Origin of the sequence: Devosia sp. (assembly GCF_041917035.1) — a bacterium.
Taxonomy (GTDB): Bacteria; Pseudomonadota; Alphaproteobacteria; order Rhizobiales; family Devosiaceae; genus Devosia_A.
In genome coordinates this window covers 1-11,185 of record NZ_JAYRYM010000129.1, presented here as the reverse complement: position 1 = coordinate 11,185, position 11,185 = coordinate 1, and the positions used below count along the sequence as shown (strand labels likewise).

The following is an 11,185-nucleotide window of genomic DNA, read 5'->3' as shown; positions in this document are numbered from 1 at the left end:
CGCCGGCGTGGGCAGGCTGCTGATCTTGTAGGTATCGGTCTTGGCATTGTACGAGTAGGCCAAGCTGCCGCTCGAGAACCACTTCACCTCGGCGATGAAGCCGCTGGGGTGCACGACCCGCAGGCACTGGGTGGCCTGCGCCCCGGTCGTCAGCAGCAGGGTCACGACGATCGCGACGAGCCCGCCCAGCACGGAGTACCACTTCTGCATTCGTCAGCTCCCGGTTCGACCGGCGGCCACCCGCCGGATGTGTCGTCACGATCACAGTCCGGCGGGGCAGATTCCAGCGCGCCGGCTGCAACCAAACAAACGTAGGCTCAACAAGACTAGAAGACAGGCACTTCGAGGTGTTCTGACGCGGCCGGCGGGCACTCAGCGCTATTCGCGTACGTACTTGTTGGGTCTATCGTTAGCCACCTGCACGAAGTCCCGCAATCCCCATTCGATACACTGGCCTGGGCTGCCGATCACTCAGCCGCGACAGGCCGTCGGCTTGCCGTTGCGAACCAGTTGCACCATGCCGGGATTGATCATCATGATGGTCGCGCCATTGTTGAGGATCCGGCCGGTAGGCGATGCCATGACCTTCATCGTCAGTGGCGGCTCGGCTCCGATGGTCAGCAGGGCAGTCTCATTGGGCGGCGCCCCGGTGATCACCACCACGGCGGTGGTGCCGTCATCGCATGTGAAGGTCGTCGGTCCGCCGGGTGCGGGCTGGGCCACCGGCGCGACAGGCTGGGCCACCGGCACTGCCGGCTGCTCGGCCGGCGCCGCGGGCACCAGCGGCGTGAAGACGTCGCCCGGCGTTCCGCCGACGACCGGCTGCACCGCCTCCGGCTGGGCCGGCGACGGCACGACGGCGAGGCTCGCCGCCCCCGGGAAGCAGGCTGCAGTGAACGCCGCAACGGCGCCGCGCACGTTGCGGTCGGTCGCCGCGGCCACGGTGCCGCCGGGGATGCCCATGCCGAACTCGCCGCCCGCGATCAGCGCCTGCCAGAGCGGCGCCTTGGCGCCGACGGCGAAGCGCACTCCGGATCGCTCGTCGCCGTCGACGAAGACCTGTGCCGGGTAGACGAACGTCCGGCCGCCCGCGCTGATCTGCACCTGGGTCGGATCGCCGTCGGCGAGCGGCCCGTAGTCGACGCCGAGCAGGACATCGACGGCCTCGACGCCGTCCATCGCGCAGCTGGCGGCGAACAGCACCGCGTCGGTTTCGGGAATGCCATAGCTGAGGCCGAGGAACTGGCGGCCGCTCTCGGGATCGGGGAACTGACCGATCGACCACAGGGCGCCCTCGTCCGTCGCCACCTCAAGCGGCCCCTGGTAGGCCGGCAGATCGTACCAGCCGCAATGTGCCCGGAAGATCTCGAGGGCCTGCCGCGAACCGGTGAGCCCGATGGTCGCGGAGATGTTGCCGAACTCCACCGTCGCCGCCTGCCCGCCGGCCAGCGCGTCGACCAGGGGATGGTTGGCCGGCAGCTCGAAGGTCGGCACGAAGCCAACCAGTCCCTGCTCTTCCGTGCTGGCGCTGAACCGGAAGGACTGGCCGTCGACAATGACCTCGAGGGGGGCCGGGCTCATCGGCGGCCGGTCGACCGCAGCGAAGGGCACCCGGACCATGGCATCGGATCCGACGCCCTGGCACGAAATCGTGAGTCCCAGGTCTTCCCCGCACAGCAGGCAGTCGGTGGCGACGATATCGCCGTACAGCCCGCTGGCCCCCCAAACCCGATCCTGGGCCGGCGCCGAAGACGACGTCGCCGCGAACACGGTCAATCCCGCAACCAGCAGACGAAGCACGCGCATCGGAAAAACCTCAGGGGTGGACTGGCGTCATCCTGTTCGAGCCCGGACACGGAAACAAGAGCAATTCGCGCCTGTCACTGGCAGATTCCAGTTGTCGTCATCGGTGTTCGCCCCGGCTTGCCGCACCAGCAAAGCACAACGCACGCGACATCTTTGGCGCGCGGCGAACTTCCGAAAGGAGAACGGCGCAGGGTCTGTCGGGGACTGCCGCGAGGCAACGCAGGACAAGCGCGGGCGGTCACTCGATCAGGCCGTCGCCGTCGTGGCGGCAGGGGTGGCCTGCGGCGCTCCCTGACGCGGCACCAGCACCCTGAGTGCGCCGGCATGGATGCGCAGGTCGACGCGGGCCTCGAGCGGGATCAGTTCGCCATCGATGACGGCACTTGCCGAGGCCTTGCGGCGCGGAAAGCGCAGCGACACCTCGGTGACCTCCTTCTCCGACACCAGCGGATGCCGCTTCCAGGTTCCGAGCAGCAGCGAGATCAGCAACCTCGCCAGTTCCCCCGCCGGCATGGGCCGCACCACGTAGACGCCGAGGACACCGCGATCGACGGCCTCGGCATAGGGCACGTGCCCCTCACCGAGGACATTGTTCGACACCGAGATGGCGGCGGCCCGGCGGGTCTCTGTCCTCTGCGGGGTGTGGATCTCTGCCCTGAAGACCAGCGGCCTCGACAGCGCCTCGCCGACCGCCAGCACGCTCGCGAGCATCTTTCCCCAGCGGCTCCTGTAGGGGAGCCCCTCGCGGATGCGGACAAGCCGCGAATGCAGTCCCACCGAGAACTGATGGACGAAGGGGCGGCCATTGGCGGTGGCGATATCGACCGAGACGATTTCCCCACCGGCCAGTGCCTCAAGCGCCGCGGACAGGTCGAGCGGAATGCGCAGCGAGCGGGCGAACAGATTCATGGTGCCGCCGGGCAGTACCCCGAGCGGCATGCCATGCCTGAAGCAGATGCCCGCCGCCGCCGAAATGGTGCCGTCGCCGCCACCCGCGATCAACCCGTCCGAGGCCGGGTCACGGGCGGCGGCCTCGAGCGCCCCCAGAAGGTCGTCGCCATCGACGATGCGGCAGGACAGCCGGTGGCCATGGGCGGCGAACACGGACACGGCCTCGGCGACGAAGCGCACCAGGTCCATGGTCCGGAAGGTTCCGCCGTTCCTGTTGATCACAGCGATGAAGTGCATGGTGCTCCAGGGGCGGAGGAGACCGTCGGCGACGGCCTGCGACGCATCAGCTTCTGTCGTGCCGGTTGTCATCGGGGCGCCCGAAGCAACCACAAGCCTATCCCCGCGCCGCCGACCGCACCATCGCGTTTCGGCGCGGGCATGGTGACCGAGCGACAGGGTGGCATCCGGACCTCGCCGCTCGCCGCGACCTGACGTCTACCGCGCTGGCACTGGGGCGCTCAGCGGGCAAAGGACCCGCCGGTGACCTGGAACGATACCGGATCCGGCCCGTAGTCCGACTCGCCCGCGACCTGCAGCAGGTCCTGCAGACGCGTGCGGGCCCGGCTGACGCGGCTCTTCATCGTGCCGACCGCGCAGTGGCAGATCTCGGCGGCCTCCTCGTAGGAGAAGCCCGACGCACCGATCAGGATGATCGCCTCGCGCTGGTCATCGGGCAACCGGTCGAGCGCCTTCTTGAAGTCGCCCAGGTCCATGATGCCGTGCTGCGAGGGATGCACGGACAACCGCTCGGTGAAGGCGCCCTCCGAATCCTGCACCTCGCGGCCGCGCTTGCGCATCTGGCTGTAGAACTCGTTGCGCAGGATTGTGAACAGCCAGGCCCTGATATTAGTGCCCATCTCGAAGCTCGCCTGCTTGGCCCAGGCCTTCATCACCGTGTCCTGCACCAGGTCGTCCGCCTGGTCCGAGCGACGGCAGAGCGACACCGCAAAGGCCCTGAGGCTGGGCAGCGTCGCGAGCAGCTCGCGCTTGAAGCTCGGCTGGTCCGTCATTGGCCTACTCCGCATCCGGGCGCTTGGCGACCCTTTGTTCGGCCACCTCGAGCTGATCGAGCAGATCGAGGAGCCGGGTCGGAATGCCCTCCTCCTGCACTGCGCCGTAGAGCGCCCTCAGCTTGTTGCCGATGTCCGAGTTCGGCCCCAGCTCGTCATCCCGTCGCCGCCCCACACCTGTCATCGCATTCATCAGTTTCTTGTCTCGCATCGTCCTGACCTGCACCCCGCAGCGCCGACCTGGCGGCACATCTGCTGCACCCACTGCAACTCGCGACCATGCAAAAAGTTCCGTCCGTGGGGAACCATTGTTTCGCCAGATCGTTCTGCGACTCCATGCCCACCAATGCGCCGAGGGAGCTTGCCGATGACCTTGTCCACGCGGATTGCGCCGCACCTGCCGTACCTGCGCCGGTTTTCCCGCGCCGTGACCGGCTCGCAGACGTCGGGGGATGCCTACGTCGCGGCTGTCCTCGAGGCCCTGATCGCCGACCTCACGATCTTTCCGACGGCCTCGAGCGACAGGGTCGCCCTCTACAAGCTGTTCTCCAAGCTGTTCCTGTCCGCCGCCGTCCGCATGCCGGAGCCCGGCTCGACCTTCGCCTGGGAAGCGCGCACCGCCGCCAATCTCGCCAGCCTTCCGCCCACCTCGCGCCAGGCCTTCCTCCTCGTTGCCGTGGAGGGATTCGCCCAGGCCGAGGCGGCGGAGGTCCTCGACGTGACGCCGGAGGAGTTTGCCGACCTCCTCGCCCAGGCCGGCCAGGAGATCTCCCGGCAGGTCGCGACCGACATCCTGATCATCGAGGATGAACCGCTCATCGCCATGGACATCGAACACATGGTGACCAGCCTCGGCCACCGGGTCGTCGGCGTCGCCCGCACGCGCAGGGAAGCGGTGGACCTCTTCCGCACCTCCCGCCCGCGCATGGTGCTCGCCGACATCCAACTGGCCGACGGTTCCTCGGGGATCGATGCCGTCAACGACATCCTCACTGCCCACCCGATCCCGGTGATCTTCATCACCGCCTTCCCCGAGCGGCTGCTGACCGGCGAGCGGCCCGAGCCGACCTTCCTCGTCACCAAGCCGTTCAGCCCGGAAATGGTCAAGGCGCTGATCAGCCAGGCGCTGTTCTTCAACGAAGGCTCGCGGGCCGCCGCCTGAGCGGATGGCCCGCCCGGCAGCGGCGAGGCAGGCCCCGCCGTGGCGGGGCCCTTCGGCGTTCAGGCCAGCAGGTCAGTGCAGCCGGCCGTACCAGTTGTCGATCTCGCGTTCGACCTCTTCCTGCGTCTTGCCGTACCGCTCCTGGATCTTGCCGGCGAGTTCCTTGCGGCGACCCTGGATGGTGGCGAGGTCATCATTGGTGAGCTTGCCCCACTGCGTCTGGACCTTGCCCTTGAACTGCTCCCAGTTCCCTTCCATTTCGTTCCAGTTCATCGAGAACTCCTCTCAACAGGTGGTTTGCGGGACGCCTCGGTTGACGCGTCCTCTGCCTGGGCAACGCCGGCAGTACGTGCGAGGTTCCACGAAGGCGCTTGCCAGCCGGGCCGGCATTGGGTTTTGTGATCCCATGCAGCTCGAAACTCCCCCCCAAGCCGTCGTAGAGATCATCGACCTCAACAAGTCCTATGGCGAACTGCACGTGCTGAAGGGCGTCTCGATCACCGCGCGACAGGGCGAAGTCGTGGCCCTGATCGGCTCCTCGGGATCCGGCAAGTCGACGCTGCTGCGCTGCATCAACATGCTCGAGGTGCCCGAGAGCGGCACGATCCGGGTGGCGGGGGAGGAGATCCGTCTTGCCGGAAGACCACCTCAGCGCCATCCGGCCGACGAGGCACAGATCCGGCGCATCCGCTCGGAACTGGGCATGGTGTTCCAGTCCTTCAACCTGTGGAGCCACATGACGGTGCTGGGCAACGTAATGGAGGCGCCGCTCCGGGTGCAGAGGCGCGACCGCGCCGAAGTCCAGCGCGAGGCCCTCGCCATGCTGGCCAAGGTCGGCATCCGCGACAAGGCCGACGCCTACCCCAGCCAGCTGTCGGGCGGCCAGCAGCAGCGCGCCGCGATTGCGAGGGCACTGTGCATCAATCCCAAGGTCATGCTGTTCGACGAGCCGACCTCGGCGCTCGACCCGGAACTGCAGGTGGAAGTGACGCGGGTGATCAAGCTGCTCGCCGACGAGGGGCGAACGATGATCCTCGTCACCCACGACATGGGCCTCGCGCGCTCGATCGCCCATCGGGTGATCTTCCTGCACCAGGGAAAGATCGAGGAAGAGGGCACCGCCGGGCAGATCTTCGATGCCACCCGCTCGCCGCGCCTCCGGCAGTTCCTCGCCGCCGCCGACCACTGACAGGACAAGCCTCGTGACCCTCGCCGACGAACTGATCACGGTGCGCGATCTGCTGCGCTATGCCACGAGCCGCTTCGGATCGGCCGGACTGGTGTTTGGCCATGGCACGGCCGGGCCGATCGACGAGGCGGCCTTCCTGATCCTCGAGGGGCTGCACCTGCCGGTCGACGACATCAATCCCTGGCTGGATGCCCGCCTGACCTCGAGCGAACGGCAGCACCTGCTGGCCCTGTTCGAGGCGCGGATCGTGACCCGGAAGCCGGCGCCATACCTCGTCGGCAAGGCCTATATCCAGGGTATCCCGTTCAGAGTCGACGAGCGGGTGATCGTGCCGCGCTCGTTCATCGCCGAACTGCTGCTCTCCGGCACCCTGGGCCCCGAGGGCCTCGGGCTGATCCCCGACGCGGGCGGAGTGGGATCAGTGCTCGACCTGTGCACGGGTTCGGGCTGCCTCGCGATCATCGCCGCGATGTATTTCGGGCAGGCGGATGTCGATGCCGTCGACCTGTCACCCCAGGCGCTCAAGGTGGCGCGGCTCAATGTCGACGATCATGGCCTGGCGGACCGCATCCGCCTCAAGCGCGGCGACCTGTTCAAGCCCGTCGGGTCCGCCCGCTACGACCTGATCCTCACCAACCCGCCCTATGTCGCGGCCGCCGAGGTCGCCGCCTTCCCGCCCGAATATGCCGGCGAGCCGCAAATGGCGCACCTGGGCGGCGCCGACGGGCTGGACCTGGTGCGGACCATCCTCGCCCAGGCAGCGCGGCACCTGACCCCGACCGGCGGGCTGATCTGCGAGGTCGGCACCGGGCGGGCACTCCTCGAGGCGGAATTCCCGCACCTGCCCTTTACCTGGCTCGACACCGAGGCCAGCGAGGGCGAGGTGTTCTGGCTCGAGCGGCGCGACCTGATGTAGCGGCCTTTCACGCAATGTTGACCAGTCGGTAAATTCGACTAGCGTGTGCCCCAATGCCCGCCGGCCGGCGGGCTTCCGCACCGGCCCTGACAAAACGGGCCGGGCGACCGACAGGAGACGCATATGAACAAGTTCTTTCTTGCGGCTGCCGCCCTCGCCATGATGGCGACCGGCGCCAACGCGCAGGCGGTACGGATCGCCACCGAGGGCGCCTATGCGCCATGGAACTTCCTCGACGATGCCGGCAAGCCGGCCGGCTTCGAGGTCGACCTCGGCAACGAGCTGTGCAAGCGCGCGGCGCTCGAGTGCACGTTCCAGATCAATGAATGGGACTCGATCATCCCGAACCTCGTCGCGGGCAACTACGACGCCATCATGGCCGGCATGTCGATCACCGACGAGCGCAAGGTGACCATAGACTTCTCCGACAACTACTTTCCGCCCGACCCGTCCAAGTACATGGTCCGCACCGGCACCGCGCTCGATTTTGCCGCGTTGAGCGGCAAGAACGTCGGCGTGCAGGGCGCCACCATCCAGGCCGCCTATGCCGAGGCGACCTTTGGGGCCAACAACACCATCAAGGCGTTCGAGACCGCCGACCAGGCGCTGGCCGACCTCAATGCCGGCAATGTCGACGTCATCCTCGCCGATGGCTCCTATCTCGCCGAGATCGTCGCCGGCTCATCGGGCTCGCTCGAGATCACCGGGCCGGACGTGATGATCGGCGGCGGCGTCGGCGTCGGCCTGAGGAAGGCGGACGACGACCTCGAGGGCAAGCTCAATGCCGCGATCGGCGAGATGAAGAAGGACGGCTCGCTCGACGCGCTGATCATCAAGTGGTTCCCGGACAAGGCGCCGGGCCCGATCTTCGCCGGCGGCTGATCGCTGCCAGGGGCGGACCGAGAGCTCGGCCCGCCCGTTTTCTCCCCGGGGGCTCCGGATGCTCGACATCCTGCCGCAATGGCTGAAGGACGGGATCGGCGACGACCTGCTGTTCTGGTTCGGCTATTTCACCAACGGCAAGCACCTGACCTGGTACGCGAGCGTGCAGTACACGCTCGCCGCGGCCGTGTTCGGCGCCCTCGCCGCACTGCTGATGGGCCTTGCCGGAGCGGCGCTGCGCAACGCCCGCTTCGCCCCGGCGCGCCTGCTCGGGGCGCTCTACATCAACATGGTCCGGGGCGTGCCGGACGTGCTGTTCTTCCTGTTCTTCCCGCTCGCCTTCGAGCAGCTCGTCGAACTCATCCGCGCGCAAGGGGTGTGCACGCCCGAGAGCCTTGCAGCCAGTGCCGGCCAGTGGCCGCCCTGCGACGCGGCAAATTGGTTTCTCGGCACGCCGGAATACCTGGCGCTGGCCTGCGTCTCGCTGGGCATCGTCTACGGCGCCTTCGCCGCCAATGTCATCGCCGGCGCGATGACGGCGGTGCCGCGCGGCCAGCTCGAGGCGGCCCGCGCCTTCGGCTTCAGCAAGGCGCAGGTGTTGTGGCGCTTTCACATCCGGCAGATGTGGATCTACGCCCTGCCCGGCCTCTCCAATGTCTGGATGCTGATCATCAAGGCGACCTCGCTGCTCTCGCTGCTGCAGATCGCCGACATCGTGCTCTGGGCCGACCGGCTGGGCGCGCCGAACTTCACCCGCTCCGCCGGCCTCGTGCACCCGGACTGGCGCTGGGGCTACTACCTGGTGCTGCTGGTGTTCTACATCCTGCTGACCTTCCTCTCCGAGAAGGTGTTCGCGGCGGTGACCCGCTGGGCGGGCCGCGGCATGTCGGTGGCGAGTCCGGCATGATGGAGTTTCTCGCGCCGCTGCTCGGCGACCTGGCCGTCCTCGCCCGGCCGGCCCTGTTCAACGTCTACTTTGCCTTCGCCTCGATCCCGATCGGCTTCGTCCTCGCCATCTTCATGGCGCTCGGCAAGGCGTCCCGCAACGCGCTGATCTCGAACCTGTGCGCCGGCTACATCTATGCGTTTCGCGGCTCGCCCTTCTTCATCCAGCTCTTCATGTTCTATTCGCTGGCGCTGGCCTTCAACCTCAGCCTGTGGAGGCCGCTCGGGATCGACGGCATCGTGCTCAATCCGCTCGTCCTCGGACCGGCGATCCTGGCGCTCAATACCACCGCCTATTCCGCCGAAATCTTCTACGGGGCGCTGATGACCGTGCCCAAGGGCGAGGTCGAGGCGGCACGCGCCTTCGGCATGACGCGCGGCCAGCAGTTCCGCTCGGTGGTCTGGCCGCATCTCATCCGCCTCGCCTGGCCGGCCTACACCAACGAAGTGGTGTTCCTGTTCCACGCCACGGCGCTGGTGTACTTCACCCTGCCGGTGATCGACGACCAGAAAGACCTGATGAACATGGCCGGCGAGTTGTTCGAGAAGGACTACAACGCGGTGTTGCACTTCTCGGCCGCGGCGCTCTATTTCCTCGCGGTCTCGCTCGCCATCTTCTTCGTGTTCGGGCTGGTCTACCGCCACCTGACACGGCATATGCCGGGCGCGGTGCCGCTGCGCTTCAGGATGAACCGGTTGTGAGGACGCGTTGAGCTTTCAGCGAAAGACTGTGCCGCTGCGCGGCGATACGCCCGGCGAGGTGACCGAGTTCACCTACTACGTGATCGGCCCCGAGAACGCCCCCGAGAAGGTGCATCTGCAGGCGGCGCTGCATGCCGACGAGCACCCGGGCACCATGCTGCTGCACCACCTGCTGCCGATGCTGCGACAGGCCGACGACCGGGGCCAGCTCCGGGCCCGCTTCACCGTGATGCCGCTGGTCAACCCGCTGGGTCTGTCGAATCGGCTGCTGCGCCATCATGTCGGCCGCTACGACACCAATACCGGCATCAACTACAACCGCCGCTGGCCCGACCTGTTCACGGCCATCCGCAGCCAGCTTTCCGGCCGGCTGAGCGAAGACGAGGTGTTCAACGTCAACCTGATCCGCAAGGCCGTGGCCCAGTGGATCGAGGCGCAGCAGCCGCGCTCGGCGGCGGAGCAGCTGCGCCTGCTCGTGCTGCGGGAGGCCCATGACGCCGAGTTCATCCTCGACCTCCATTGCGACGACGATTCGCTCATCCACATCTACACTTCGCCCGAACTGATGCCGGAACTGCAGGACCTCGCCGACTGGATGGGCGCGGCGGCGACGCTGACCGCTGCCGACAGCGGCGGCGGATCGTTCGACGAGGTGCTGCCGCAGCTCTACCGCAAGGTGGCGCAGGCCAACCCGGGCAAGCCCGTGCCGATGGCGAGCGCCACCGCGACGCTCGAGTATCGCGGTCAGGCCGACGTCTTCGACCATTTCGGCGCCGAGGATGCCCGCCGGCTCTGGGGCTTCCTCGCCGGGCGCAACCTGGTCGACTCCGATGCCGGCGCACCGCCGCCGGCGATGCCGGGCGGCACGCCGTTCGAAGCCACCGAGATCCTCAGGGTGGATCGGCCGGGCCTCGTCGCCTACCGGGTCGACCTGGGCGAGCGCGTCAGCAAGGGGCAGCCGGTCGCCGACCTCATCGCCCTCGACGGCCCCGAGGCCTTCATGGCGCGCACGCCGATCCTCGCCGGCACCGACGGGTTCGTGCTCACCCGCGCCAGCCACAAATATGCGCAGCGCGGCAGCGCCATCATGAAGATCGTCGGCACCGTGCCGCTGCCGGGGCGCAAGGGCGCCTACCTGCTGGAGGATTGAAGGGGCCTTGATCCTCCCTACGTTTACGGACGGAGGGGGGTCTACCGGCACCAACGCCTGATGTTGGGTGGGGGGAACCATTGTGCCACCCCACCGCGGTCACCCCGGCAAGAGGCCGGGGCCTATCTTGAGATGCATCCCGATCACGGTGCGTGTGCAAAGTGCTGGGTCCCGGCCTGCGCCGGGATGACATCGAGCCTGCGGTACCGGCAGGGACACTCCCACACCTAGTTCACTCACCGGGTCATCCCCGCGAAAGCGTGAATCTCCGTTGGCTCCTCTCGGTTTGCGTGAGTGGATCGATAGCAAACGAGGGTTCCCGCTTTCGCGGGAATGACCCCGTGGGTGGGGCAATACCCCCCTAGGGCGGAAGGCAGGTCCGCGCCTAGCCTCCCAGCCCGTATTGCCTGTGCTCCAGCGCCGTCATCACGCCACGCAGCTCGGCGAGCCCCTTGAGACGGCCGATGGTCGG

13 protein-coding genes are annotated in these 11,185 nt (G+C 67.6%); 7 read left to right on the top strand and 6 right to left on the bottom strand.

The window, feature by feature from the left end; all coding sequences use genetic code 11:
* The 5 genes from ACE3TU_RS13615 to ACE3TU_RS13595 form a co-directional block, all read right to left on the bottom strand.
* A partial coding sequence (locus ACE3TU_RS13615) for a hypothetical protein (RefSeq protein ID WP_374625046.1) occupies nucleotides 1–210 on the bottom strand: 210 nt, incomplete at its 3' end.
* A gap of 261 nt (nucleotides 211–471) precedes the next feature.
* Complete coding sequence (locus tag ACE3TU_RS13610; RefSeq protein WP_374625044.1) at nucleotides 472–1,806, bottom strand: hypothetical protein; 1,335 nt, start codon at nucleotides 1,804–1,806, stop codon at nucleotides 472–474.
* 246 nt (nucleotides 1,807–2,052) lie between these two features.
* Nucleotides 2,053–2,994: a diacylglycerol kinase family protein gene (locus tag ACE3TU_RS13605; RefSeq protein WP_374625042.1), complete on the bottom strand. Its 942-nt coding sequence runs from the start codon at nucleotides 2,992–2,994 to the stop codon at nucleotides 2,053–2,055.
* 221 nt (nucleotides 2,995–3,215) lie between these two features.
* Entirely contained in the window at nucleotides 3,216–3,767 is a 552-nt protein-coding gene (locus tag ACE3TU_RS13600) for an RNA polymerase sigma factor (RefSeq protein ID WP_374625040.1), read from the bottom strand.
* A 4-nt stretch (nucleotides 3,768–3,771) separates the two neighbouring features.
* Nucleotides 3,772–3,978 (bottom strand): NepR family anti-sigma factor, encoded by a 207-nt coding sequence (locus tag ACE3TU_RS13595; protein ID WP_374625038.1) that lies wholly within the window; start codon nucleotides 3,976–3,978, stop codon nucleotides 3,772–3,774.
* A gap of 156 nt (nucleotides 3,979–4,134) precedes the next feature.
* On the opposite strand from ACE3TU_RS13595, the gene ACE3TU_RS13590 reads away from it, so the two are divergent.
* Nucleotides 4,135–4,929, top strand: a complete 795-nt coding sequence (locus ACE3TU_RS13590; RefSeq protein ID WP_374625036.1) for a response regulator — start codon at nucleotides 4,135–4,137, stop codon at nucleotides 4,927–4,929.
* A gap of 72 nt (nucleotides 4,930–5,001) precedes the next feature.
* On the opposite strand, the gene ACE3TU_RS13585 is transcribed toward ACE3TU_RS13590, so the two are convergent.
* Complete coding sequence (locus tag ACE3TU_RS13585; RefSeq protein ID WP_374625034.1) at nucleotides 5,002–5,202, bottom strand: CsbD family protein; 201 nt, start codon at nucleotides 5,200–5,202, stop codon at nucleotides 5,002–5,004.
* Between the two features lie 133 nt (nucleotides 5,203–5,335).
* Between ACE3TU_RS13585 and ACE3TU_RS13580 the strand changes: the two genes are divergently transcribed.
* The 6 genes from ACE3TU_RS13580 to ACE3TU_RS13555 all read left to right on the top strand — a co-directional run bounded on the left by ACE3TU_RS13580 (nucleotide 5,336) and on the right by ACE3TU_RS13555 (nucleotide 10,713).
* On the top strand, nucleotides 5,336–6,118 hold the full coding sequence (locus tag ACE3TU_RS13580) for an ABC transporter ATP-binding protein (protein WP_374625032.1): 783 nt from the start codon (nucleotides 5,336–5,338) through the stop codon (nucleotides 6,116–6,118).
* A 13-nt stretch (nucleotides 6,119–6,131) separates the two neighbouring features.
* Nucleotides 6,132–7,034, top strand: a complete 903-nt coding sequence (prmB, locus tag ACE3TU_RS13575; RefSeq protein WP_374625030.1) for a 50S ribosomal protein L3 N(5)-glutamine methyltransferase — start codon at nucleotides 6,132–6,134, stop codon at nucleotides 7,032–7,034.
* Nucleotides 7,035–7,157: 123 nt separating this feature from the next.
* Nucleotides 7,158–7,916, top strand: a complete 759-nt coding sequence (locus ACE3TU_RS13570; RefSeq protein WP_374625028.1) for a transporter substrate-binding domain-containing protein — start codon at nucleotides 7,158–7,160, stop codon at nucleotides 7,914–7,916.
* 58 nt (nucleotides 7,917–7,974) lie between these two features.
* Entirely contained in the window at nucleotides 7,975–8,823 is an 849-nt protein-coding gene (locus ACE3TU_RS13565) for an ABC transporter permease subunit (protein WP_374625026.1), read from the top strand.
* Nucleotides 8,820–9,563: an ABC transporter permease subunit gene (locus tag ACE3TU_RS13560; protein ID WP_374625024.1), complete on the top strand. Its 744-nt coding sequence runs from the start codon at nucleotides 8,820–8,822 to the stop codon at nucleotides 9,561–9,563. Before ACE3TU_RS13565 ends, ACE3TU_RS13560 begins: the two co-directional genes overlap by 4 nt.
* A 7-nt stretch (nucleotides 9,564–9,570) precedes the next feature.
* The gene (locus ACE3TU_RS13555) at nucleotides 9,571–10,713 is read left to right on the top strand and encodes a succinylglutamate desuccinylase/aspartoacylase family protein (protein WP_374625022.1); all 1,143 of its coding nucleotides are present in this window, start codon (nucleotides 9,571–9,573) and stop codon (nucleotides 10,711–10,713) included.
* Nucleotides 10,714–11,185: the final 472 nt, after the last annotated feature.

Excerpts from the sequence above, each read along its gene's own strand:
- ACE3TU_RS13610 (WP_374625044.1), bottom strand. The coding sequence starts at position 1,806 with ATGCGCGTGCTTCGTCTGCTGGTTGCGGGATTGACCGTGTTCGCGGCG.
- ACE3TU_RS13605 (WP_374625042.1), bottom strand. The coding sequence starts at position 2,994 with ATGCACTTCATCGCTGTGATCAACAGGAACGGCGGAACCTTCCGGACC.
- ACE3TU_RS13600 (WP_374625040.1), bottom strand. The coding sequence starts at position 3,767 with ATGACGGACCAGCCGAGCTTCAAGCGCGAGCTGCTCGCGACGCTGCCC.
- ACE3TU_RS13595 (WP_374625038.1), bottom strand. The coding sequence starts at position 3,978 with ATGCGAGACAAGAAACTGATGAATGCGATGACAGGTGTGGGGCGGCGA.
- ACE3TU_RS13590 (WP_374625036.1), top strand. The coding sequence starts at position 4,135 with ATGACCTTGTCCACGCGGATTGCGCCGCACCTGCCGTACCTGCGCCGG.
- ACE3TU_RS13585 (WP_374625034.1), bottom strand. The coding sequence starts at position 5,202 with ATGAACTGGAACGAAATGGAAGGGAACTGGGAGCAGTTCAAGGGCAAG.
- ACE3TU_RS13580 (WP_374625032.1), top strand. The coding sequence starts at position 5,336 with ATGCAGCTCGAAACTCCCCCCCAAGCCGTCGTAGAGATCATCGACCTC.
- ACE3TU_RS13570 (WP_374625028.1), top strand. The coding sequence starts at position 7,158 with ATGAACAAGTTCTTTCTTGCGGCTGCCGCCCTCGCCATGATGGCGACC.
- ACE3TU_RS13565 (WP_374625026.1), top strand. The coding sequence starts at position 7,975 with ATGCTCGACATCCTGCCGCAATGGCTGAAGGACGGGATCGGCGACGAC.
- ACE3TU_RS13560 (WP_374625024.1), top strand. The coding sequence starts at position 8,820 with ATGATGGAGTTTCTCGCGCCGCTGCTCGGCGACCTGGCCGTCCTCGCC.